At 41.3% G+C, this 25,650-nt stretch carries 25 protein-coding genes; all 25 read right to left on the bottom strand.

Annotated features, from left to right (window positions below; translation table 11 throughout):
• Positions 1-2,065, bottom strand: a 2,065-nt coding sequence (gene flhA, locus SKA34_RS17225; protein ID WP_039860788.1) for a flagellar biosynthesis protein FlhA, incomplete at its 3' end; no start/stop codon positions are given.
• Positions 2,066-2,429: 364 nt separating this feature from the next.
• Complete coding sequence (gene flhB / locus SKA34_RS17220) at positions 2,430-3,560, bottom strand: flagellar biosynthesis protein FlhB (RefSeq protein WP_006646790.1); 1,131 nt, start codon at positions 3,558-3,560, stop codon at positions 2,430-2,432.
• Between the two features lie 23 nt (positions 3,561-3,583).
• Positions 3,584-4,366, bottom strand: a complete 783-nt coding sequence (fliR, locus tag SKA34_RS17215; RefSeq protein WP_006646789.1) for a flagellar biosynthetic protein FliR — start codon at positions 4,364-4,366, stop codon at positions 3,584-3,586.
• Positions 4,367-4,386: 20 nt separating this feature from the next.
• Positions 4,387-4,656 (bottom strand): flagellar biosynthesis protein FliQ, encoded by a 270-nt coding sequence (gene fliQ, locus SKA34_RS17210; protein WP_005370314.1) that lies wholly within the window; start codon positions 4,654-4,656, stop codon positions 4,387-4,389.
• Positions 4,657-4,689: 33 nt separating this feature from the next.
• Positions 4,690-5,538: a flagellar type III secretion system pore protein FliP gene (gene fliP, locus SKA34_RS17205; RefSeq protein ID WP_006646788.1), complete on the bottom strand. Its 849-nt coding sequence runs from the start codon at positions 5,536-5,538 to the stop codon at positions 4,690-4,692.
• The gene (fliO, locus tag SKA34_RS17200) at positions 5,525-5,974 is read right to left on the bottom strand and encodes a flagellar biosynthetic protein FliO (RefSeq protein ID WP_006646787.1); all 450 of its coding nucleotides are present in this window, start codon (positions 5,972-5,974) and stop codon (positions 5,525-5,527) included. The genes fliP and fliO overlap by 14 nt, the downstream gene beginning before the upstream one ends.
• Before the next feature lie 8 nt (positions 5,975-5,982).
• Positions 5,983-6,372, bottom strand: a complete 390-nt coding sequence (gene fliN, locus SKA34_RS17195; protein ID WP_006646786.1) for a flagellar motor switch protein FliN — start codon at positions 6,370-6,372, stop codon at positions 5,983-5,985.
• A 16-nt stretch (positions 6,373-6,388) separates the two neighbouring features.
• A complete protein-coding gene (gene fliM / locus SKA34_RS17190; protein WP_006646785.1) occupies positions 6,389-7,438 on the bottom strand; it encodes a flagellar motor switch protein FliM in 1,050 nt (349 codons plus the stop codon).
• Between the two features lie 7 nt (positions 7,439-7,445).
• Positions 7,446-7,928 carry a flagellar basal body-associated protein FliL gene (fliL, locus tag SKA34_RS17185; RefSeq protein WP_006646784.1) on the bottom strand — a complete coding sequence of 161 codons (483 nt, stop codon included), beginning with the start codon at positions 7,926-7,928 and terminating at the stop codon, positions 7,446-7,448.
• A gap of 53 nt (positions 7,929-7,981) precedes the next feature.
• Positions 7,982-9,388, bottom strand: a complete 1,407-nt coding sequence (locus SKA34_RS17180; RefSeq protein ID WP_006646782.1) for a flagellar hook-length control protein FliK — start codon at positions 9,386-9,388, stop codon at positions 7,982-7,984.
• A 120-nt stretch (positions 9,389-9,508) separates the two neighbouring features.
• Positions 9,509-9,949 (bottom strand): flagellar export protein FliJ, encoded by a 441-nt coding sequence (gene fliJ / locus SKA34_RS17175; protein ID WP_006646781.1) that lies wholly within the window; start codon positions 9,947-9,949, stop codon positions 9,509-9,511.
• Positions 9,950-9,980: 31 nt separating this feature from the next.
• Positions 9,981-11,303 (bottom strand): flagellar protein export ATPase FliI, encoded by a 1,323-nt coding sequence (gene fliI / locus SKA34_RS17170; protein ID WP_006646780.1) that lies wholly within the window; start codon positions 11,301-11,303, stop codon positions 9,981-9,983.
• Positions 11,300-12,103 carry a flagellar assembly protein FliH gene (gene fliH, locus SKA34_RS17165; RefSeq protein ID WP_006646779.1) on the bottom strand — a complete coding sequence of 268 codons (804 nt, stop codon included), beginning with the start codon at positions 12,101-12,103 and terminating at the stop codon, positions 11,300-11,302. Before fliH ends, fliI begins: the two co-directional genes overlap by 4 nt.
• A 35-nt stretch (positions 12,104-12,138) precedes the next feature.
• Entirely contained in the window at positions 12,139-13,182 is a 1,044-nt protein-coding gene (gene fliG / locus SKA34_RS17160; protein WP_006646778.1) for a flagellar motor switch protein FliG, read from the bottom strand.
• Positions 13,175-14,923 (bottom strand): flagellar basal-body MS-ring/collar protein FliF, encoded by a 1,749-nt coding sequence (gene fliF / locus SKA34_RS17155; RefSeq protein WP_006646777.1) that lies wholly within the window; start codon positions 14,921-14,923, stop codon positions 13,175-13,177. The genes fliG and fliF overlap by 8 nt, the downstream gene beginning before the upstream one ends.
• 61 nt (positions 14,924-14,984) lie before the next feature.
• Positions 14,985-15,296, bottom strand: coding sequence for a flagellar hook-basal body complex protein FliE (fliE, locus tag SKA34_RS17150; RefSeq protein ID WP_006646776.1), 312 nt, complete (start codon positions 15,294-15,296; stop codon positions 14,985-14,987).
• Positions 15,297-15,337: 41 nt separating this feature from the next.
• Positions 15,338-16,717: a sigma-54 dependent transcriptional regulator gene (locus SKA34_RS17145; RefSeq protein WP_006646775.1), complete on the bottom strand. Its 1,380-nt coding sequence runs from the start codon at positions 16,715-16,717 to the stop codon at positions 15,338-15,340.
• A gap of 37 nt (positions 16,718-16,754) precedes the next feature.
• Positions 16,755-17,798: a PAS domain-containing sensor histidine kinase gene (locus SKA34_RS17140; RefSeq protein WP_006646774.1), complete on the bottom strand. Its 1,044-nt coding sequence runs from the start codon at positions 17,796-17,798 to the stop codon at positions 16,755-16,757.
• A 341-nt stretch (positions 17,799-18,139) separates the two neighbouring features.
• Positions 18,140-19,585 carry a sigma-54 dependent transcriptional regulator gene (locus tag SKA34_RS17135; protein WP_006646773.1) on the bottom strand — a complete coding sequence of 482 codons (1,446 nt, stop codon included), beginning with the start codon at positions 19,583-19,585 and terminating at the stop codon, positions 18,140-18,142.
• Positions 19,586-19,857: 272 nt separating this feature from the next.
• Positions 19,858-20,259 (bottom strand): flagellar export chaperone FliS, encoded by a 402-nt coding sequence (gene fliS / locus SKA34_RS17130; protein WP_006646772.1) that lies wholly within the window; start codon positions 20,257-20,259, stop codon positions 19,858-19,860.
• 52 nt (positions 20,260-20,311) lie between these two features.
• A complete protein-coding gene (locus tag SKA34_RS17125; protein WP_006646771.1) occupies positions 20,312-20,611 on the bottom strand; it encodes a hypothetical protein in 300 nt (99 codons plus the stop codon).
• An 8-nt stretch (positions 20,612-20,619) separates the two neighbouring features.
• On the bottom strand, positions 20,620-22,062 hold the full coding sequence (fliD, locus tag SKA34_RS17120; protein ID WP_006646770.1) for a flagellar filament capping protein FliD: 1,443 nt from the start codon (positions 22,060-22,062) through the stop codon (positions 20,620-20,622).
• 12 nt (positions 22,063-22,074) lie between these two features.
• Entirely contained in the window at positions 22,075-22,506 is a 432-nt protein-coding gene (locus tag SKA34_RS17115; protein ID WP_006646769.1) for a flagellar protein FlaG, read from the bottom strand.
• 75 nt (positions 22,507-22,581) lie between these two features.
• The gene (locus tag SKA34_RS17110) at positions 22,582-24,132 is read right to left on the bottom strand and encodes a flagellin (RefSeq protein WP_006646768.1); all 1,551 of its coding nucleotides are present in this window, start codon (positions 24,130-24,132) and stop codon (positions 22,582-22,584) included.
• A 276-nt stretch (positions 24,133-24,408) separates the two neighbouring features.
• Complete coding sequence (flgL, locus tag SKA34_RS17105) at positions 24,409-25,644, bottom strand: flagellar hook-associated protein FlgL (protein WP_006646767.1); 1,236 nt, start codon at positions 25,642-25,644, stop codon at positions 24,409-24,411.
• Positions 25,645-25,650: the final 6 nt, after the last annotated feature.

The raw sequence follows: 25,650 nt of genomic DNA, 5'->3' as shown, positions 1-25,650 counted from the left end.
GTTTTTCATCAGGCACTTCCTGATATGACAATACCCGTAAACTTGGGATCGTATTTTTAACAAATTTAGCTAATGTTGAACGCAACACACCTGAGGTCAACAATACCGCAGGCTCACCTTTCAATTCTTGTTGCTGAGTCGCTTCTGTTAATGAACGTTGTAAGCGTTCCGCTAATCCAGGTTCAATACCTGATGATTCGCCACCAGCAGACTGCATGGTTTGATGCAAGATTTGTTCCAATTCAGGGACTAAGGTGATCACTGGCAGCTCAGCCTCTATACCATTGATTTCTTGACAAATTAATCGTTTCAAACCAATACGAACAGCGGCTGTTAATATGTCAGGATCTTGACTCTTACTTGAATATTCTGACAAGGTTTGGACAATAGTTCGAATATCACGTAGTGGAATAGCTTCATTTAATAAGTTCTGCATCACTTTCACCACAACCCCAAGAGGTAATTGTTCAGGAACAAAACCATCAACCAATTTAGGTGTCGTTTGACCTAACATTTCTAATAGGTTTTGTACCTCTTCATGACCCAGTAGCTGCGATGCATGATTTGTCAGTAATTGGCTTAAATGGGTCGCCAATACTGTTGCTGAATCAACAACGGTATAACCTAATGCTTGCGCATGTTCACGTTGTGAGTCTTGTACCCATACCGCTTCAAGACCAAACGCAGGATCGGTTGTCATTTCACCATCAATAGAGCCGAAGACTTGACCAGGGTTAATCGCCAAATCCATTTTTGGGTGTATATTTGCTTCACCACAAGCGACGCCCATTAAACTAATGCGGTAACTGTTAGGTGGGAGCTCTAAGTTATCGCGAATGTGAACAGGCGGAATAAGGAAACCAAAGTCTTGCGATAACTTTTTACGAACACCTTTCACGCGCTCTAGCAACTCACCACCTTGATCTTTATCTACCATTGAAATTAACCGGTAGCCCACTTCTAAACCAATGGTATCAACGGGCTGTACATCATCCCACGATAGTTCTTTTAGCGGTTGAGTCGTCGCTAACTCTGTTGGCGGTGCTTGCTTTTCAACAAGTGCTTCTGCTTTCTCTTTCTTTATTCGCCAATAAGCGACACCACCAATAATGGCGGCAAGCAATAAGAAAGGAATATGAGGCATACCTGGAACAATACCCATTACAAATAAAATCACACCGGTGATGATCAGAGCTTGAGGATTGTTAAACATCTGAAAATACATTTGCTGCCCCATGTCCTCGTCAGTATTTTGACGAGTTACCATCATTGCAGCGCCGATAGATAAGAGTAACGATGGGATTTGAGCAACAAGACCATCACCAATGGTCAATAAGCTGTAAATTTCTAGGGCTTGACCAAATGTCAGACCATGCTGACCCATACCAATGATTAAACCACCAATGATATTGATAAAGAGGATTAAGATACCAGCAATGGCATCACCTTTAACAAACTTAGAGGCACCATCCATAGAACCATAAAAGTCGGCTTCTTTTGTCACTTCAAAACGACGAGTACGCGCTTGCTCTTGATCGATAAGCCCTGCATTTAAATCGGCATCAATAGCCATTTGCTTACCCGGCAAGGCATCAAGGGTAAAGCGAGCACTAACTTCTGAAATACGACCCGCACCTTTGGTTACCACCATAAAGTTAATGATCATCAAAATAAGGAAGACCACTAAACCCACAGCATAGTTGCCACCAATAACAACCGATCCAAATGCATCAATAACTTGTCCTGCTGCATCAGGTCCTTCATGGCCGTGCAATAAAACAACACGTGTAGAAGCAACGTTTAGTGCTAAACGTAATAGCGTGGCAATAAGTAGTACGGTAGGAAAAGCAGCAAAATCAAGCGGACGACGGGTATACACCGTCACTAATAACACCACCAATGAAAGAGCGATATTAAAGGTAAACGTCATATCCAATAGCAACGGTGGCATTGGTAAAATGATCATCGCTAACGTCGCCAATACCATTATAGGCGCACCTATTGATGGCATAGACTTGATACTGGCTAACGGCAATCTATCTGCAAAGGGAATTGAAAGCTTCATTCTGTCTAGTGATCTATTCTTTTATTATTGGTATCAATGTTCGTTTTATAAACAAAAGAAGATAATTAAATAGTCCGTTATTTAATAAAGACGATGAACCATGAATGCATAAAATAAGACAAAGCAATTATCATGCCTTACATATAAGTCATTTTTTTGACAGTACAAAAATACTACCAAATTAATAACAGAAAGATAAAAAAAAACTCTATATTTGTGACTTCATGTCTAATATAAACATTTAATTAAATAACGAGCCTTAATAGTATTTATTCTATTAGGGAATTAACGATTAATATATACACAACACAATTTTAGCCATTATATACTTAATTATCATTCCAATAATAATTTACCTAAAAAATTAATGACGTAATTCTTCCGGTATATCCATCACAGCTTTTGATAGTGTTGGTTTTTTGCCCTTACCTTTGCGATATTCTTTTAACTGAAATACATAGGCTAATATCTGAGCAACCGCAACAAATAAACCATCTGGAATTTGCTGTTCTAATTCAGTTGTATAATAAATAGCACGTGCTAATGGTGCTGCTGGAACAATATCAATATCATGTTTATTGGCTATCTCCCTGATCTTAAGTGCTAAATGGTCTCCCCCTTTCGCAATAACAACGGGCGCAGAGTCCAGCTTGGGATCGTAGCGAAGTGCGACAGAGAAGTGCTCAGGGTTAGTAATTACAACGTCAGCTTGCGGCACATCAGCCATCATGCGTCGCTGAGCCATTTCACGTTGCAGCATTCTAATACGCCCTTTTACTTCAGGCTTTCCTTCAGAATCTTTGTATTCATCTTTAATTTCTTGTTTGGTCATTTTTAATTGTTGATTAAAGTTCCAAATTTGAAATGGCACATCAATGGCAACAACAATAAGCAGTGAACAACAAATTAAAAGGACAAAGTTTAGTAATATATCTATAGCATGAAAGTAATTGGCAGGAAAAACTTCATTACTGAGCTGGAAAAAATCTTCTAAATTCGAAAAAATTAAGTAACAAGCAATACTTCCCACCAGCCCAACTTTCAAAATAGACTTAATTAATTCAACCCAGCTTTGCAGGCCAAACATCCGTTTTATTCCACTGAGCGGATTTATTTTTGATAACTTAGGCATTGCAGCCTGAGTGGAAAAGCGAACGCCACCGACACCTGCCGCCCCAATAAAAGCAGCAACAAACAAAAAAATGAGCACTAAAAATAAAGGCGCTAGAATATAAACAATCGCATCTAAAATAATAACGAATAAACGATCAAGGTCGAAAATATCGTCGCGCGTTAAGCTAAACATTGCCATCATAATATGACTAAGTGCTTTACTTAAGCCTTCACCAAACCACATTAACCCAACAGCACCAGACACTAATACCGCAACAGACGCTAATTCTCTTGAGCGCGGAACTTGACCTTTCTCTCGCGCCTGCTCAAGCCTTCTGGGCGTGGCGTCTTCGGTACGTTCTTGACCATCTGAATCAGACATAGTGATTTACCCCCAGTCATAACTTAACAATCAATTCGGATCAAACTACACACTTGATCTAAGCCAACTTGCCATATTGCTTCATATTGTGGCAAGATGCCGAGTACTATAAACCAGCTAATAGCCAGACCGAGTAATAAGGCAAATGAGAAACCTAACGAGAAAATATTTAGCTGTGGTGCTGCTCGTGTCATCACGCCGAAGGACAAGTTCACCGTTAGCAAAGCAATCACCCCCGCTAGCGCCATATTCACGCCCGCTTTAAACATATGCCCAAACCAACCTGCAAGCTGGTAATAATCTTTTGGCTGTAGCATAGCCTCACCTATCGGCAAGGTTTTAAAGCTCACAACAACAGCATTTAACATCTCTAAATGCCCATCTGTTGCTAAGAACAATAAAATGGCCAAAAACATATAAAACTGCCCCAACACGGGCGTATTCTGGCCATTCGCAGGATCAACCATTGAAGCAAAGCCTAAACTCGATTGCATACCTAATATTTGACCAAGTAAGACAAATATTTGAGTAATAAATTGTGTTACTAATCCCATTGCTACACCAATGATTAATTGCTGAGTAGTAACAATAAATCCAGCTAAAGAAAGTAACTCAATATCTTGTGGGACTTTTGGTAAAACAGGCAAGACAGCAAATGTAATCGCTAAGGCTAAATATAAGCGAATTTTAGGTGAAACAAAGCGCGCCCCAAAAAACGTCATCGCCATCACCATTGATGAGATACGTGTAAAAGGCCAAAAATAATTTGCTATCCAATCAAGTAAAAGATTTGCGGTATAATGCATAATCGACTGATGCTCGTTTGCTAGTAAAGCAACTGTGGAATTTGATCAATAATGCGATAGAAATAATCCATCAGCATTTGCGTCATCATATGACCAAAGAACATCAGTGCGAGTAACGTCACCACTAAACGGGGTAAGAAACTCAATGTTTGTTCATTAATTGAGGTTGCCGCTTGAAATACAGCCACAACTAAACCAATTAACAGTCCTGGAATGACAATCGCGCACACCATGATAAGTACCATGTATAACGCTTCTTGAAATATCTCAACAAAAGCTTCTGGCGTCATAAAAGCATCCTCTTTATCCGATGTTCATTCACATTAGGTGCCAAAACTACCTGCCAGGGTGGATAAGATCAGGTTCCAACCATCAACTAAAACAAACAACATTAGCTTAAACGGTAACGATACAATCATAGGTGAAAGCATCATCATCCCCATCGCCATTAAGATTGATGCAACAACCAAATCAATAATTAAAAATGGTAAAAACAGCATAAAGCCGATTTGAAACGCCGTTTTAAGCTCTGAAGTAATAAACGCAGGGATCAATACCGTTAACGGCACCGTCTGCGGATCATCTGCCGTTGATCCAGACATATTCACAAACGTTTCTAAATCTTTTACACGGGTTTGTTTAAGCATAAATTGGCGCATCGGATCTTCAGCTTTTGCCAACGCTTCTTTCGCCGTGATTTGCTCATTAATATAAGGCTGAACGGCATCTGCATTGATCTTATCAATCACCGGAGACATCACAAAAAACGTTAAGAACAGCGCTATGCCGATAATAACTTGGTTCGAAGGTGTTTGCTGTAACCCCATGGCTTGACGCAGGATCGACATTACCACCACGATACGGGTGAAAGAGGTCATTAAAATAACCATCGCAGGCAAAAAGCCTAACGCGGTCATTAACGCTAAAATTTGTAGAGTGACAGAATAATCTTCACTACCATCAGGGTTTACTGTCACCGATAATGCCGGTATTCCCCCAGCATTACGGGCTGCTTGTAAGTGACCAGAGGTCGTTTCTGCGCTCATTGCTGTCGCCGTCGTACTATTAGCCATATCTGCTTCAACCGCATGCGCTATATTGATTGACGATAACAACACCGAGATAGCAAGAAAAGCCATCCAAGTGGTAAGAGTGAATTTATTTTTTAACATTATTTTTCATTAGCTTGCTAAGCTGAGAAGCGAAATCTCTGCTTGGCGATTCGTCCATGTTTAAAGGCTTATCCAATTTACTCAGCAAAGAAATATTATGTTGAGTAATACCCACCAACATCTGCTCTTCACCCAATTGCAATAGCACGACTCTCTCTCGTTGCCCGACAGCCAGCTGTGTAATCACTTTTAAACCCGAATCATTACCACTGATCCCTGCCACTCGCATTCGTTTTAATAACCAAGCTAAGAAAACAATAATCGCAATCACAAGCAGTAAAGAAGCTAGAGTGGTCGCGATATTTAAGTCAGGTGCTTGTCTTAATGCCGGTGCCGGTTTTTCAATCGTTTTCTCAACCGCTGTTTGTGCGAAACAAGACAGCGTGAAAAATAATAGCGATAATACTGTAAATATTTGGCCTACAATCCTTTTCATGACCCGCCTTAACGTAACTTTTTAATACGCTCAGTTTGGCTGATCACATCAGTCAAACGAATACCAAACTTGTCATTGACCACAACCACTTCACCATGTGCGATAAGGGTTCCATTGACCATCACATCTAATGATTCACCCGCAATACGATCAAGCTCAACCACTGAACCTTGGTTTAATTGCAGTAGGTTACGGATACTAATTTGCGTACGTCCAACTTCCATCGAAATGGTAACCGGAATATCCATAATGGTATCAAGCTTACGACGTTCATCATCGGTGATTGGTACCGTTTCATCAGTCAGCTCTTCTAGTGGTGCTGGTTGCACATCATCCGCCTGCTCTGCTAATGCTGCAGCCCAATCATCTGCCATTTGTTGGTCATTATTATTTGACATTGTTATCGTCCTTTTCTTATTCGTTACTATCACTATTAATATTAAGTAATGCCGTGCCTAGCTCATCACGGTCGAGAAACGCCAAGTCCGTTTTAACCATATCGGGACGTTGTAGTTTCTCACTAATTTTCAATGCTACATTGTCACCAGAACGCCCCATTTTGGCGTGATAAGTCGGTAAATCTTCAACAAAAATGGTCGCTTGCTCAGGCATATCAATAGGGATTACATCGCCAACTTGTAGCTCCATCAAATCACGTAACGATAAATCTACATCCAATAATTTGGCGCGAAGATTAACTGGCACATCCATGATTTCATCACGTAATGCTTTACTCCAACGTACGTCGGTGTCCATCTTGTCACTTTGTACACCCGCATCGAGTAATTCACGGATTGGCTCAACCATCGAATATGGCATGACGACATGAAAATCACCGCCGCCACCATCAACTTCAATATGAAATGAACTCACCACTATCACTTCTGTTGGACTCACAATATTAGCCATGGTCGGGTTCACTTCTGAGTCTAAATATTCAAACTCAACCCCCATCACCGGAGACCATGCTTCACGGTAATCTTCAAACACTAGCTTAAGCAACATTTGTACAATGCGACGTTCGGTTGGGGTAAATTCACGACCTTCAATTTTGGCGTGAAAGCGACCATCACCACCAAAAAAGTTTTCTACCAGAATAAAGACGAGGCGCGCTTCCATTGTAATAAGCGCGGTGCCTTTTAATGGGCGAAAGCGCACCATGTTTAAGCTTGTTGGTACATACAGTGTATTTTGGTACTCACCAAATTTAATCATCTGTACGCCGTTGATCGACACTTCCGCCGTTTTACGCAGCATATTAAACAGGCTGATACGCATATGGCGGGCAAAACGCTCATTGATAAGCTCAAGTGTTGGCATCCGACCACGAACAATGCGGTCTTGTGATGAAAAATCAAAAGTAGCAACATCATTCGCTACATCGTTATCATGAAGTTCATCTTCTGGCTCATCGACACCATGAAGTAGCGCATCAATTTCATCTTGGGTTAATAAATCACTCACTGTAAACCTACTGCATTACAAAACCAGTAAAAAGAACCCGCTCAACTGCAGGTGTTCCAGCCACTTTAACCATTGTTGCTTTAACAGCTTCAAGCGCTTGTTGGCGTAACTGATCACGGCCATTAGGACTACGTAATTGCTCAACGGTTGCGACCCCGAATGCTTGAAGAAGAGTACTTTCAATTAACGGTATGTGCAGTTTCGCCAAGGCTTCATTTTTATCGCCACGTACCATTAATTGCACTTTAATTTGAACCACTCTATCTCGTGTATCACCCGTAACATTGAAAGTAAAAGGCTGAGGTAATACAACATAGTAAGCTGACATTACAGGTGCTGGTGACGCTGTGTTTTCTTGAACCGTTGCAGCCACTTGTGGAGATTCTTTTGCGTCATCACCATTTAGCAACCAAAAGCCAATGCCTGCCGCCAATATTACAATGACAGCTACTGCACTTATTAACATCAGCTTTTTCTTGCCCATTGCCATTTTTATTCCTTTTTGTCTTTATTTTCATTAATTAAATTATTAGCAATTGTTAATTACGCATAGTAATCAACCCGATCTTTATTTTTTGTTACAAACATCTCAATCGTATCAAGATGTTTATCTGATTTAGCCTCATTAGTGCCTGCAAAAGATTCATCATGAGCAGTGCCTGATGATTGCCCCTCAGAATGCTGCTGTGAGAACTGTTGCGCAAATTGACTTGAACTGTCTTGCTGAACAGAGCCTTGCGCTAACTGCAAGCCTTGTTGCTGCATCATCTCACGTAGCCTTGGCATTGCTTGTTCAACCATATCGCGTGTTTGGCCATTATTAACGGTAAATTGCACTGAAGCTTGATCTTGATTCAAGGCTAATTTGATTTGAATTTTGCCGAGTTCTGGCGGATCTAATCGGATATCAATTTGCTTTAAATTTTTTGCCATCATCATATTAATACGCTCAGAAACTTGTTCTCCCGCCTGCTCTTTTGTCAGCAGTAATGGCGACTGAACCTGCGTATTCGCATGTTGTAAGTCCATTTTCATCGAATTGGTTTGTTGGTTACCCATGAGTGACGATAATGGTTGTGAAGACATACTGTCTTGCTCTTTTTCCTGACCATCAACCAGTGTTTTTCTAACCGCTTCCATCATTCCATTTGTTGCGAGCAATTCAGAATTTTTTTCCCCAGAAAGAAACGCATTCACGACACTATTTTCAGTTTTTACGCCAGATAACGTTGTTTTAAATTCTGGATCGGTTGAAAGCAGGGTCGCTTCATCGCTTGCATCCGCTTTTACTGCAGCAGTTGCAGCATGCCACCCCATTTTTAGATCACTCGATTTACCATCCGTTTGCAGCACTTTCTCTTTTTCAGTTAACTCATTTTGCTTGATTGAAGCGATTTCAGAGCTATCTAATACAAATTTGTCACCTGAGAGTTCCGGCTTTACATCTAAAAACGCATCTGATGATGTCATTTGCTCTGACTGTGGCGGCAAAACTTTGCCTCCTCCCGGAGATTGTTGACTAAATTGTTGATTTGATTGATTCAAACGTTGAAGAAAACCCGCGCCTTCAAACAGCACTTTTTCAACATCATCAATACTTTCGCCATCGTCAACATTATCAACACTGGCGATATCATCACCATCAGCAACAGATACAACCTCATCTGAAACAGCATTATCAGAGACTAACTCAGCGTTAGATTCAGCATCGATAACTAAATCATCAGAGACAATGCTCGCTTCTTCTCCAGTTTCAACATCTGTCGATTTTTGTGTTTTTTGTTCTATTTTTAAATCACTTACCGATGTTTTCTCTGTTGATGCCGCTTGTAACTGAGAATCAAACGAAGCATCTTTATAACCTTCGCTTTTTTCTACTGTTTTAGTATTTGAAGATCCCGCAGGTGTGGCTTTTACGTGCGATGTTGATAAGGGATTTAATAGATTCATAGCCAATTCAAACCTAGTGCTGGGCGTGGAGAATACAAAACGTAACCAATTGATCTTCCAACGACAAAAAGAGATAAGTTGGAGTAATGCAAAAACTAAACCAGTTACTCATCAATAAGGTTATTGTTGTAACCTTCGCGCAAACTGCAACGTAACAAATTCATCCATCATTTTTTGCTCTTGCTTATCAAGCCACTGTTTATGTTCGCGTTCGCGTTTTTCTACCAGCCATTCAACCGAACGCCTTTTTTGCTGCATTTCTTGCCAGTGCTGGGAGCACTTTTGAATTTGTTCTTCAAAGTACCCTCCTGCTTGCTTTTGCTTTTCTAATGTTTGATCCAGTTGCGTTAAGAATTTTTGTAAATGACTATATTCGCTTGCCGTTAAGCCTTCTTGGCCTCTGACAGATAACTGATTGAGATAATCCAATCGATATTTTTCGATCTGCGCTAACTGCTGTAAGTAATTTTGTTGCTCAATGCGGGCTTGGTTTAACGCTAAACTTGCTTGATGCTCTTGCTCTTTCGCTTGATCGATGATTAAACCTAGCGCGTTAGACATACTTAATTTCCTTATCCATGATCACCTGCAATTAACCACCTAATGTTGAGCGCAACATATTGACGCACATCTCATAGGGCACAGACTCTTTCATTTCTTGTTGCAGATAAGCGTCTAATTTCGGTTTAAAACTAAAAGCTTGATCAATCGTGTTATCCGTTCCGGGCTTATAAGCACCAATGGAGACTAAATCTTGATTTTTACGGCATATAGAAAGAATTTGACGTACCGCTTTTGACATCAACATGTGCTCTTCGCTCACAATCGCAGGCATGACACGGCTCACCGAGCGTTCAACATCAATCGCAGGATAATGTCCCGCGTCTGCCATCTCACGAGATAACACAATATGACCGTCTAAAATCGCACGAGAGGCATCTGCAATAGGATCTTGCAAGTCATCACCTTCACTAAGAACGGTAAAAAAGGCCGTTATAGAGCCTTGATTTTCATTGCCATTACCTGCGCGTTCCACCAGCGCAGGTAACTTTGCAAATACCGAAGGTGGATAACCTTTGGTAGCTGGCGGCTCACCAACCGACAGTGCGATTTCACGTTGTGCCTGTGCAAAACGGGTCAGTGAATCCATCAAGAGTAATACATCAAAACCCTGATCGCGGAAATACTCAGCAATCGTCAATGATGTTTGACAACCTTTTAAACGCATTAATGGTGAAGCATCGGCAGGTGCAGCAACCACCACCGATCGCGCACGACCTTCAGGACCTAAGCTTTCTTCAATAAACTCTTTGACTTCACGACCACGCTCACCAATAAGGCCAACCACAACAATCTGGGCATTGGTGCCACGAGTCATCATGCCTAGTGTCACAGACTTACCAACACCAGAACCTGCAAATAAACCAATACGCTGGCCTTTACCTACCGTCAAACAGCCATTGATCGCTTTAATACCCACATCAAGCGGCTCTTTGATTGGTTTACGGGCGAGAGGATTGATAGGAGTGGCATTAAATGAAGCCCGATGCTCGGTAAAAATAGGCCCTAAGCCATCGAGCGGATTACCAACCCCATCAATAACCCGACCTAATAGTTCTGGACCAACAGGTAGGCCGCTATTGTGCAAAATAGGCGTGACTTTAGCGCCAGGCATCACCCCAAGTAACTGCTCACTCGGCATGAGAAACAAGGTTTCACCTGAAAAGCCAACTACTTCAGCTTCTAGTTCACCATTTAACGTTTCGACTTTGCACAAACTTCCAACAGGGGCGCGACAACCTATAGCTTCAAGTGTTAAACCAACCACACGTACTAAACGTCCAGATGCAACAGGCTTACACCCTGTCCCTTCCGTTTTATATTGGCTTAACCGTTCGGCTAGTGAGGCTGTCATTTAGATTGATCTCGAACGCTACTATTAACCGCTTCAAAGCAGCTTAAAGAGTGACGAATGCGATCATCAATAAAATAGTCAACCGAAGTATCATGGCTACTCAGTTGCAGATCACCACGATTTAAACTTGGTTCAGCAATAAGTTTCCATTTACGTTCTAACAAATCATCATCACTAAAGTTTTGTTTTACTATGGCCACATCTTCAGGATGCAGATTCATCGTAATATCACGATTGGCAACTGGTAACGTCGCCACCACTTCACGAATTGTATTTAAAATCACTTGTGGGTTCGTTTTTACTTCCACCCGGATCAACTCTTTCGCTAAACCTAAAGCCAGTTGCATCACCTGATCTTCAACATCACGATCAACTTGTGCAATTGGCGCTAATAACTTTTCAGCCACTGACGCCAAGTAGTTCACTTGTTCCGTTATTTGTTGTTGGGCTAACTCTAGACCTTGTTGTAACCCTTGTTCTTTGCCGTCAACAAGACCGGATTCAAGCCCTTCTGCATGACCGGTTTTAAACCCTTCACTGCGTCCTGCTTGTCGTCCTTGCTCTATTCCTTCGTCATACGCCGATTGCTGCATCGCTTCTAGATCAGCAGCCGTTAATGGCGGAGGCCCCGCTTCTTCTTCAGGGGCGAATTCTTCAATAACAGGACGAGGCTGGTAATTAAAAGCATTGTCACTGTGATCTTGATGCTCTTCTGAATAATCAGGGTATGCCCAACGTTCTAATTCTTGCGCTTGGTGGTCAGAAACTCGAAAAAAGCCACGACGACGTTCATCACTCATGACGACCACCTGCTAGTTCAACAATTGGGATAATTTTATAGGTATTCATCTGCACCGCCACCGCTGCCACCAAGCATAATTTCACCTGTATCAGAAAGACGACGAGCAATAGTTAGAATTTCTTTTTGCGCCGCTTCTACATCAGCAACACGAATCGGCCCCATCGCTTCTAACTCTTCACGTAGCATTTCAGAAGCACGCTTGGACATATTGGCGAAGAACTTATCACGCAGCATATCATCAGCACCTTTTAGTGCTTTTTGTAAGAGATCTTGTGGCACATCACGGAGCAAGGTTTGAATACCGCGATCATCGACTTCTGTTAAGTTATCAAATACAAACATTAAGTCTTGGATCTGAGTCGCCGTATCTTCATCCGTTTCACGGATCTGATCCATCAACAAGCCTTCAACATTATTATCGAGGTAGTTCATGATCTCAGCCGCTGCTTTCAAGCCGCCAATTTTAGCTGCTTGCGCACCAGCTTGACCGGCAAACTGTTTCTCCATGATATCGTTTAACTCATGTAATGCTGCTGGTTGTACTTCTTCTAAGTTCGCAATACGCATCATCAAATCTAAACGTACACGCTCAGGAAATTGCGCCAATATTTCCGCTGATTGTTCCGGTTCTAAGTATGATAAAACGATGGTTTGGATCTGCGGGTGCTCATTGAGAATAATGCTCGCTACTTGACGAGGATCCATCCATTTCAGCGAATCTAAGCCGCGAGAGCCACTGCCCATCAGGATTTGATCAACAAGGTTATTCGCTTTGTCTTCACCTAATGCAGCAACTAATGTGTTACGCACGAAATCTTCGCTGCCCATGCCAATGCTGGTGTATTTTTGAATATCTTCGAGAAACAATCGGTGTACACCGGAAACTTTCTCTTGGCTAAGATCTGTCATACTTGCCATCGCACCACCCACACGCTGCACCTGTTTAGGTTCAAGGTGACGAATAATACTGGCGGCATCTTGCTCACTAAGACTAAGCAGTAAAATTGCGGCTTTTTCTGTCCCGCTTAGTGTACTTGGATCAAATTTATTTTCACTTATAGCAATATCATTAGCCATCTTCATTCACCCAACTTTTAACCACTTGTGCTGCGAGATCAGGTTCATTATCCACCAATGCTCGGACGGCTTTCAGTAAGTCTTCATCTTTATGTAAATTTGGTAAATCTAAGCTACTAGAGCTTAATTCAAATCCTTCACCACCATCCAATTCTGCGCCAATGAGCCCAACAGAATCTGCTGAGTTTGCCATAACAGGCATACCATTTTCGTCTAATGGCGTACCGTCTGGTGCTTGGTTTGGATACAACAGCTTACGCATTGCTGGGCGTACTAATACCATGATCACCACAATAATAACGAGCGCCGCTGCAATCCAACGTACCCAGCTACTAAAGTTCGGATTTTCCCAGATAGGAAGATCGGCTGCTAATTGAGATTCTGGCAACGCAAAAGGAACGGAAAGCACTTCAAGTAAATCCCCTCGCGCTTCTAAAAAACCAATACCGCCCATTAGTAAACGACGAATTTTAGCAATTTCCGCTTCTGAAACAGGTACTCGAGTTACATCGCCCGTTTTAGGATCAGTGATGGTCTTATAATCCACCGCAACAGATACCGTTTGACGGTCAATAACCCCCGTTTGTGCTCGCTTATGACTAATCGTGGTATCTAATTCATAGTTACGGGTAGATTCTCTATGTACGGAACCATCACTACCGTTCGTACCCGACTGCATATCTTTCACATTTTGAGGAATAGCCGACTCAACAGGCGGCTGATTACTTAATGCACCAGGAATGCCCGCAACTTGGTTACCACCATTAATATCTTCAAGCGTAAATTCGCTGCGCGTTGCCGCTGTTGATGGATCATAGCGCTTACGCGTTTCTTCTAACGCCGAGAAATCCATTGCAACATCAACTTGCGAAGTATAATTACCCAGCCCTAAAACAGGCATTAAGATAGCATCAATTTTTTCGCGTAATGCTTGTTCCTGTTTACGCTCTAATTCGTATTCTTTTCGTTTCGCTGTTGTACTAGGATCTTCAGTACCAGAGCTCAATAATCGACCATGTTGATCGGTTACCGTCACTCGTGTTGGACGAAGCCCAGGCACCGCTGTTGCAACCATATCAACAATGGAGTCAACTTCTTGTTGTCCTAATGAACCACCAGAAGATAAGGTTAAAAATACTGTTGCCGTCGCTTCTTGGTTATGACGAACAAATACACTTTGTTTTGGTGTCGCCAGTAAAACCTGCGCTTTACGTACTTGGCTAATTTGTTCAATGGCACGGGCTAATTGACGTTCACGACTGAGCTTTAAACGCTCACTTTCCATTCGTTGTGATACACCAAAACCCATGTCTTGTAATAAAATATCGTCGCCTTCTACCGTCTGAGCATTTAATCCAGTACGCGTTAAATCTAACTTAATCGCGCTGTATTCATCAGCCGGAACACGAATCGTATTGCCATCTAATTGATATGCAATTTTCTTTTGATCAAAGTGATCGAGGATTGGAATTAATTCTTCGGTTTCATAAGAGCCTAACGGGCGCATCTCAGGCTCTTTGATCCACATTGTTACCAACACTATTAGCGCGACACAAATTGCCACCGATAGCACTAGAATAACTTGACGTAATAAATCCAAGTTCCCCAAAATACTATCAGTTGAAGAGGCTTTCTTCTCTGAAATATCAACGCCTTGATCAGCCCCCATATCATCATGTAATACAGGAGCCGAGCCATTGCCCGATACCGCTAATGGTTGATTAATGTTTTCTTCTGCCACGACTTTTACCCATAAACTGCAAGAATAACGGTGTTACTTTCCATACTTTAAAAAGTCAGGCTTATACCGGCATATTCATTAATTCTTTGTACGCTTGTACCATTTTATTACGCACTTGTACGGTTGCTTCAAACGCCACACTAGACTTATTTCTTGCAATCATGACATCCGCTAATGAAACGCTACGATCGCCTTGATCGAAACGCGTTGCTAACTCACTTGATTGCCCTTGTAGCTGGTTTACTGATTGCAATGCATCATTCAAAAGATTGCCAAAATCAGAGCTCACTTGTTGGGCTGTTGCTGGGGAAGTGGTATTTTGAGCATCCAGTCTCATTGCTTGCATTTCTGCTTGTAATCCGTTTACTTTCATTCCGTGATTCTCTCTATCAATGTATTTATTTTAATGGCTCACTACGCAGGAATTTCAATACCTGCATCACGCATTTTCGCCAATTTATAACGCAAAGTTCGAGGGCTGATCCCTAACTGCTCTGCCACATCTTTACGGCTGCCTTCACAGGCGATTAAAGTATCTAAAATAATGCTAAATTCTTGTTCACGTAACTCACTACCCAGCCCTTCCCCCGTAGCCGTCGGTTTAGGACGAACTGCCACTACGCAAGGTTCGGGCTCTGGCACACTTTGAGGTATTTCAGTATCCAGCCAATCAAAATGTTCTAATAAAATATCGTGCTGCTGAATGTGATTGTTATCGCAAAGAATTAACGCGCGTTGAATAACATTATCTAATTCTCGTACATTCCCAGGCCACGGATAGTGCACTAATTTATCTTGTGCAGTCTGACTTATACTTGGTACCACATTTCCTTGCTTGATACTGTGTCGCTCTGCAAATAATGTCGCTAATGGCAGAATATCTCCCTGTCGTTCAGCTAAAGCAGGCCAAGCAATTGGGAAAACATTAAGTCGGTAGTACAAATCTTCACGAAAATGCCCTTCAGCCACATAAGTTTTAAGTTCACGGTTACTGGTCGCAAGAATACGTACATCTAACTTAATGCTTTTACGACCACCTAAACGTTCAACTTCACGCTCTTGCAATACACGCAACAATTTTGCCTGTAGGCCTAAATCCATTTCACTGATTTCATCAAGCAACAAGGTGCCACCTTGCGCTTGCTCAAATTTACCTGGACAGGCTTGAATCGCCCCCGTGAATGCGCCTTTTTCATAGCCAAATAAGGTTGCTTCAAGCATATTTTCAGGAATAGCAGCGCAGTTAATAGCAATAAAGGGCCCACCTTTACGCTCGGAGTTATCGTGGATATAGCGAGACAGTACTTCTTTTCCTGAGCCACTCGGCCCTAGCACCATCACATTAGCCTCGGTTTTTGCTACTTTATCAGCAAGTGCTAACAACTTAATACTTTTCGGATCAGCAACAACGGTTTTACTGCTTTGTTTTTTGATCGGAGCATAACGCCCAACCATATTTAACAATACTTCGGGCGCAAAAGGCTTTGCCATATAATCAATCGCACCTTCACGCATCGCCGCGACTGCATCTTCAATATTGGCGTAAGCCGTCATTAATAGCACTGGGATTTTAGGCCAATTTAATTTAATACTGCGAAGTAATGCTAATCCATCCATCCCTGCCATTTGTACATCAGAAACAACGATATCAACCGTTTCCGACTTCATGATCACTAGAGCATGTTCAGCACTTTCCGCTTCAATCCATTGATACCCAGCCAACGCTAGCGTATCAACCAATGCTTCGCGTAATCCTTCATCATCTTCGACTACTAGGACTCTCGTTTGATTCATCTCTTCTCTCCATGAGTATGATCTGGCACTTTAATGCTCACGATGCGGCTAACTGCGGTTGCATATTCTGCTGTGAGGAGGCAGTAGGAAGGGTTAAGGTAAAGCATGTCCCTTTACCTAACTCTGATGTTAAAGACAACTTGCCACGATGCGCGAGTGCCACCATGTGAACAACAGCTAATCCCAACCCTGTACCTTGTTTTCGAGTGGTAAAGAAAGGCTCTAAGACTTTGCTTTGGAGCTCTGTCGCAATACCGGGGCCATTATCAGTTACTGATAACAAAATATCGTTACCTACGGCATAGCAAGACACAGCAACAGTACAGCCTTTACCTGACATTTGGATAGCGTTGGTAATTAGGTTACTGATAGCGCTCGCCAGTGCATTTTCATTACCTAAGATAGCCAGTGATTCATCATCGCAGTCAATACTAAAATCAACATTTTGGCTCATCACCAGCGTTTCAACCATGTTTTCCATGCTATTAAGTAAACTTTCTAATGAAAAACAATTCACCACTTTATTATCACCACCTTTGGCAAACAGCAGCATATCATTAACTTGTTTTTCAAGATCTTGTAGGCGATCAACAAGCTTACCTTGGAAACGTTCACGGGTTGTTGCTGGCAAGTTAGGCGCCGATAAATTGGCGGCGTATAGCATCGCACTCGATAATGGCGTTCTGACTTGATGCGCCAAGGATGCAACCATTTTTCCTAAGGATGACAGTCGCTGCATTTCACTTAATCGTGATTGCAATTGGCGCGTTTCTGTCATGTCTGTAATTACAATTAACTGTCCAGCAGAAGATGCTGAAATAGCTAATTTCACCTTAGCTCCAGAGCGGAGTGAAATTTCATGTCCATCATCCTCCTGAGGCTGAAAACAACGCTGGATAACATCTACCCAACGTTCGCCTTCAAGGGGCTCACCCAACAAACGTAATGCTTCATTATTGGTTTCACAAATAATGCCTTTAGGATCGAGTAAAATGACACCAACAGGCATCACTTCCAGCACTTGTTGATAACGTTCAACTTGTTGTTCTAATGCCCCAATCACTATTGCTTTATCATCCATGCATGAAACCTAATAACAAAAAATTTAATGTAATTTATAAAAAAGCAATTTACATGCCATATATTATTCTTTTAAATCATGAGATTACAAATTAATTATGACAAAAAAACAATGTCAAAAAAATGACACTGCATTAGAGTTTTATGGAATTGATTAAAAAAATACAGATTAGTAGCAGTTTTTTGAGAGGTTGTTGCTAAAAATAAATTAAAAGTAATTTAGTATTAGGCACTTCTGTTGAAAATGATGAATTAACAACTCGCTATTTAGATTGCTGTGAGAAATAAAAAAGCCGACGTCAAATTAATGGCATCGGCTTTCTATTAATTCATGGCGCTCTATTAGCCTTCTTTATTCAGACCATATTTGCGCATTTTTTCTACTAACGTGGTTCGTCGCATACCGAGCATATCAGCAGCCCTTGCAACAACACCTGACTGAGCATCTAACGCTTGCTTAATCATGTCGACTTCAAGATCTGCCAGCATTTCTTTTAGATTCAGACCTTCAGGAGGAAGTTCACTATTTACACCTGCTTGCTCATCGTCATACGACGAAAACATACTTGCTAACGCTTCTTGCTCTAACTCCTCAACACTTAACTGAGAATTTTCTGGCGTAAAGTCAGGAAGTTGGCTGTAGCGATACTTAATTGGTAGATGATTAGTATCCACCATTTCTCCTGGATACAAGATACATAAACGCTCAACAAGGTTTGCAAGCTCACGTACGTTACCAGGCCAGCTATGCTCCATTAATGAGTTAATCGCACGCGGTGTAAAGTGAATGCGTTTCGCACCTTCAGCTTCCATTCGAGTTAGTAACTCTTGAAGTAATAAAGGCAAATCTTCGATACGTTCACGCAATGCGGGCATATCAATAGGAAAAACATTAAGGCGATAGTACAAGTCTTCACGGAATAAATTCTCATGAATCATTTTATCTAAATCGCGGTGGGTTGCCGCAACGATGCGTACATTAGTTTTAATGGTTTGACTACCGCCAACACGTTCAAAGCTTCGTTCTTGCAAAACGCGTAGTAGCTTAACTTGCATCGACATCGGCATATCACCGATTTCATCAAGAAATAACGTACCACCTTCTGCTAATTCAAAACGGCCTTTACGTGCAGAAATCGCCCCTGTAAATGCCCCTTTTTCATGACCAAACAATTCACTTTCGAGTAAATCTGGCGGAATAGCACCACAGTTGACTGGAACAAACGGACCTTTACCACGCGAAGAGTGATAATGAACATTACGCGCGACAACTTCTTTACCTGTACCTGACTCACCTAATATCAGCACACTCGCATCACAAGCAGCTACTTGCTCCATAAGATGACGGATCTGACTAATTGCAGCACTACTACCAACCATGCTACGGAATAACGTATTTTTACGTCCTAGCTGAGGAACTTGGTAAGCGCGTTTACCCATGTATTCTTGGCAATGACGGAAAGCATCAACGAGTTGGTTATAATGCAAAGGTAATTCTAGATCGCCAACATAATTCGCTAAACCAGAAAGATGAGCACGGTGATTTCCAAGCGATACAACAGGAATATGGGCATGAATTTTTAATGTATCTACGATATGAGATAAACTTTTATTTATTTCAATATTACCCAGTAAACATGCACCCCATGACTGCTGCCATAATGAAGTATCAATATCTTGTGACGAGATAATTTCACACTGCTCACCGACAAATCCCAGAATTACACTTAGATTATGACGTTGGTGTTGATCGTCTTCAATAACGAGTGTCTTTGCTAAACCTTGCATAGAATGGATATAGCCTGCCTTCATAAAGTGATGTAATTATTGGCTTATTTGATGGAAATGCGAACCACTACCAATATTATTGTTATCTATTGTAATTAAACCATAGGAGAAGGCAATATTTGATAGAGGAAAGGTGTGATACCAATACAAGGATATAAAACAATAGGACGAATATTGCTCATTTACAGCTATTCATCCTATATTCGAAGAATTATTACCATTTTTTATAGTGTTATCCTGCCTATATGCATTTTAACACTTAAGATTACTCATTAACTCGCTTCACTTAGATGATGATACTCAGTTGGGATTTGATCCCACGCTGATTTAATTTCACGTAGCATACCAATCACATCATCAATTGGCTTAGTTTGGTTTTCGGCATTCGCTCGGCTAATTTCACTCGCCATAAACTCATATAACGCATCAAGGTTCTTAGCAATATCGCCACCTTCTTCCATTGATAAGCAGTCACGCAGGCTTAATACGATATCTAATGCTTTGCTTAAACGCTCACATTTAACCGCAATATTGCCTTGATCCATTGCCGCTTTTCCTTGGATTAAACGCTCAATCGCCCCTGCATATAGCATTTGAATAACACGGTGAGGAGAAGCACTGGCTAATTGTGCATTTACTGAAACTTTTTTATATGCCTGAAGAGAGCCACGCATGATGTAATCCCTTATTTAATAAGTGAAATCAAAATCAACAAAACCAAGAAGACTATGAACCGTTTTGTTGAATATTGCTGTACAGTGATAACGATTGTTTGCTCTTTTTAGAACGGACTAATCGATCACCAATAATATCTTTGTGTTTCTGAATTAAGCTTTTTAATGCTTGAGTTCGTGCAACCACATCATCAAACACTACGCGCGTTAAATCAGGTTGCCCCAAAACACGCTCTACTTCTTGATGACGTAATGACACTAAGTTTTCTAACTGCTGCGGAAAGTCATCGTTATATTCATCTGCAGTTAGTAATTGCTCTATTTGCAGCTCTAGATGCGTTAACTGTTCCATATTTATCCTTAATCAAATGAAAGCATTAGGCTCATCATACTGTTGAGCTGATTGTTCATTTGGCCGATAGCTTCATCCATCGCTAAAAACTGTTTGTAAGTGCGATCTTCATAAGCTTTCATGCGTTTATCGAGTTGCGCCATATCATCATCTAATGATTTCTGACGCTCTTTTAATGTGTCTTCTTTTACTGATAAAGCACCGTCGGTTTTATCAGTAAAACTATCTAACAATTTATCAGCTTTAGCTAAAAATCCCGTGTCTTCCTGTCCGAAAAACTGCCCAATAACATTAAAATTTTCACTAATGATGTCATCAAGTTTATCGCTATCATCTTCCAGTTCTAACGTGCCATCACGTTGTACGGAAATACCAAAATCTGACAACTGATACAATTTGCCGTTAACTTCAATCGGCTCATTCATCAAGCCACGCATTTGGCTGAGTACTGAACGGGTTAAGCTATCGCCGTTAAGTGCGCCTGCACGGTTTGGATCATCCGGCTTTTTATCTGGATCAAAACCTGTTAGCTTATCTGTTGTAGTAATTAAACCGTTATAAGCATCAACAAAAGATTTTAGTGAATCTTTGGTACTCTTTTCATTATTTTCGATGGTAATTTTTACAGATTTAACATCAACATCATCAGTTTCAACGTTACCTGAACCTGAAGTTCCCGTCAGCTTTTTCAGATCTAAAGTCACACCTTCAATAACATCTTCAAAGGTATTATTACTGCTGGTCACGGTAGTAAAGTTATCTATCTTAATGCGTGCATCTTGCGCTTCTTGCATTTGATCAACTTTACTGTCTGTCATCCCTTCTTTATAAGCCAGTGATGCCAATTGCCCAGTCATACCAGAAGTATCAATTTCAATTTTATTTTCAACACCGGTATCTTTAGATGAGAAAACGATTCTAGAGCCGCCCTCTTCACCAGTGTTGATCACCGTCGCCGTTAAACCTGGGTTACCTTCTGCGTTGTTAATCGCATCGACAATCGACGATAAATCATCGTTGTCTTCAGTAATATTTAAGGTCATCGACTTATCGCCAACCTTAATGACCATTTCACCACTACCGAGTGAGGCTTCCGGATCGCCGCTAAATAACTCTTGTCCCATTAATTTATGAGACTGCGCCATTTGCTCTACGTTAATGGTATAAGTACCGTTTTTCGCTTTCGCATCCGCTTTAACCGATACGTAATCACTATTATCAGAGGTTGCTTTTTGACTAGAGAAAGCATCGTCTTTAGCAAACTTTTCTAGCATGGTTTGAATACTGCTCATAGACGATTTAACTTGCCCATAAGCACTAAGCGAGACATCAACCTTTTTTTGTTGGTCAGTAATACGATCCGCTTTAGGCTTTCGTTCCGCCGCTACTAATTGTTGCGTCATACCTGCGACATCTAAACCCGATGCCATACCCGCAGCACTTAACCCCATCGTAAATACCTCTTAAACTATTTTGCTCAGCGAGCTCAGGGCATGCTTGGCTAAATTTTTGTTTAACTCTAGCAATTCTTGTGCCGGAACTTGACGAATAACTTCACCACTGGCTTTATCAACAATAGTGGCTATTTGCTCACCGGTTTCTTCATCTTGATAGAAACGTAAGCTGCGGTTAAATTGTTGTAAAACCATCTCGATCTGCTTAATTCTCTCTTGATCGGAACGGCTATTTTGCAAAGATGAATTAAGGGGATCGTCAACGTCTGTTCGGTTTACAGCATTTACTTGTTCTGTGGGCGGCAAATCATTGCCTAGCGATGTTTGAGACTCTGAAGCGGCGTTTGACGTGGTTGCTTGAGTAGTCGACTTTCCACTGTTCTCTTTTACTAATGAATGAGAAAGTGTGTTGTGAGGTATTGAAGTAGGATTGATCGCCATGGTCATTTTCCTTTAGCGATATAGCCAAAATACAATAATGCCCCGCTAAAACTAACGGGGCATCAATAAGACAGATTAACCTAGTAGGCTAAGTGCAGCCTGTGGGATCTGCTTAGCTTGAGCAAGAATTGATGTACCTGCTTGCTGTAGGATCTGACCTTTAGTCATATTAATGGTTTCAGAGGCGAAATCTACATCTTTAATACGGCTGTTAGACGCATTTACGTTTTCGTTGATGTTAGCTAAGTTGCTCATAGTGTGGTTCATACGGTTTTGGAATGCACCAATTTCCGCACGCTTCTCATCCACTTGCTCCATTGCTGAATCTAATACATCAATCGCGTTTTGTGCGCCTTCTGCCGTTGATAGATCAAGGCTTGCTACAGATTCTGTTGTAACTGTGCCAGTATTAACCGCTTCATCACCAGCACCATTTAGATCATAAGTTTCGATACCTACATCAAATTTAGCCTTTGATAAATCGATATCAAATGTACCAGCAACTTCAGCGATAGCAGCAGCACCATTTGTCGTAACTTCCTGACCAGTAATTGCACCTGCCGCACCAACGACTGCTGTACTACCAATAGTAATTGTATCGCCTACAGAAGCAGCAGCAAAATCAGCAGTAATATCTAATTGTGTGCCATCATCTTTACCCGTAACAAGAACGTTGCCATCTTTATCAAGTTCAGCTTTCATTCCTGTTGTAGAACCTGCTGTTGCTGCTTCTGTTGTAGCAATTTCTGCGTTAATAGCATCAGCAATATCTTGGTTTGTAGCATTTTGCGCTACTGTCACTGCGGTATCTAAGCCAGCAATCGTTAAATCCATACCTTTTGTTGCTGTACTAATACCAGATAAGGTTTGCGTCGCTTGAACAGCAGCTTCAGCAGCTTTACCTTCAACATCACCATTTGTTACTTTGATATTACTAATACCATCGATATTGTTCAGTTTATTCTGTAGATCTTCTGCGGTCATATCTTTAGTGACTTCAATCTTATGCTCAGTATCACCAAGCTTAAGGCTAAAGGTTTTATCACCTGTTGATGTACCAGCTTCAAACTCATCTGCAAGCGCTTTTGTTACATCCGCAACACCTGAATATGAACGACCAAGAGAGTGAGAAGACACGTCCATCAACTCTAAACTTTGCGTTTCATTTGAGTTAGCACCAATCTGGAATGACTTCTCACCAAATGAACCATCAAGCAGGTTCTGACCACCGAAGCTTGTGGTATCAGCAATACGGTTCATTTCGCTTTGTAGCTGACCCATTTCTTTCTGCATTGCTTCACGGTCTTTATCTGAGTTTGAACCGTTCGCAGACTGTAGCGCAAGCTCACGCATACGCTCCATGATTGTGGTTGACTCTTGCATTGCACCTTCAGCAGTCTGTGCCATTGAAACACCGTCGTTGGCGTTACGCATTGCAACGTTTAAACCGTTAGTTTGGTTTGTTAGACGGTTAGAGATTTGAAGACCTGCTGCATCATCTTTCGCAGAGTTAATACGAAGACCTGATGATAGTTTTTGCATGCTGTCGGCAACGCTACTGCTAGCACTGTTTAGGTTACGCTGGGCAGTCATTGCTGTTACGTTGGTATTAATTGTAATAGCCATAAGGTGACACTCCTTGGTATGATCTTTCCCAGACGTGTTGCCGGGTTAAAAGAGGTTTTCTAACTTGTGCTAAGGTTAACGGCACGTTTTTTCGAAGCTTTAGAATTTTTTTAAAAAAACTTCAATTAAAAGCAAAAAAAACACAAAATCATTAATTATCAATAAATTAAAAACACTCAACATTAATAACCCATCTCTTTAACCACGTTATTTAGATCACAAAAAAAACGGCAAATAATTGCCGTTTTCAATATCACGCATGTTATTAGCAATCATTTATAAGTAGTTAAATAACGATAATTGCTTAGTTTTGCTGAACGCAGATTGTGATGCTTGCAATGCCATCATTTGTTGGTTCATTTCCATTATCGCTTTACTGTAATCCAAATCTTCTAAACCACTTTGTGCGCTATTTAAGGTCAGTTCAAAATCGAGATGCTGTTCTTGCTGTCTTTCCACTTGCTGCATAATCGTGCCCACTTCTGAACGGCGCTGACTAACGTGCAAGAAACTACCATCAATATCATCAATTACCCGCTGTAACGTCGCTTCTGCCGCCGCTGACGAGGTTGGTTTTTCAGCGTTATCTATCGCATCTTGTAATGAATCAAAAATATTGATTTTCTGCGCAGGGTTAAGGGTTAATTTATCGCCGACTTCAACATCATCAAGGGTAATCGACACGCTACTACCATTCGCTGCCGTGTACTGGATCCCTTTTTCTGGATCGTAATCCTGATCTGCAACCACTTCTTTTCCATCAAGGCTTAATTTGTATTGCATGACTGTTTTTTCACTGCCATCAGGCTGCGTGACTAACGCCTCACTAAAAGCAATGTCAATCGGTTGAGCTTTAGTAAAATCAGAGGTTGTTGCACTGAGTACATGTAATTTTGACCCACTACTTAAATCGCTAAAGTCGGGGCGAAAGTCGCCATACGGATTAGGTATTGATGTAAAGAGTTGATCGCCCGGTAAACTGGTTTTCACTTCAACTGACTTATCTATTTGGGCATAGCGCGATTGGCTATCACCTTGATAATTCATTTTATCGTCAGTGCCTTTTACAAACGGTTGGGTATCCATTTGATTACCCGCAAATACATAGTTTCCTGATTCGTCACGGCTATTGGCGAGCTCTAACAAACCATCACGCAAACTGGTTAATTCATCTTTAAAAGCTGTGCGATCATTTGATGCCATCGCACCGTTGATCATCCGAAGTACTTTTTGCTTGGTGGCATCAAGGTTATCTTCCACGCCAGCAATGGAGCTTTCCATCACCCCTAAGCGATTATTCGCCATGGTGATGGAGCTTTTATATTGATCTATTTGAGTTAACTGTTGGCGATAGTTTTGAATCGTCACCGAAGATACGGGATCATCACCTGCGGTTTCAACCCGTTTACCTGTCGATAATTGGTTATTGCTCTCGTTTACTTCACCTTGCTTACGCATTAGGTTTGAGGTCAAACTTTGATACTGACTGGCAGTAGAAACACGATTAATCATTATTTA

Origin of the sequence: Photobacterium sp. SKA34 (assembly GCF_000153325.1) — a bacterium.
Lineage (GTDB): Bacteria > Pseudomonadota > Gammaproteobacteria > Enterobacterales > Vibrionaceae > Photobacterium.
Note: the sequence above shows the minus strand (reverse complement) of the source record. Positions and strands in the feature narration are given on the sequence as shown.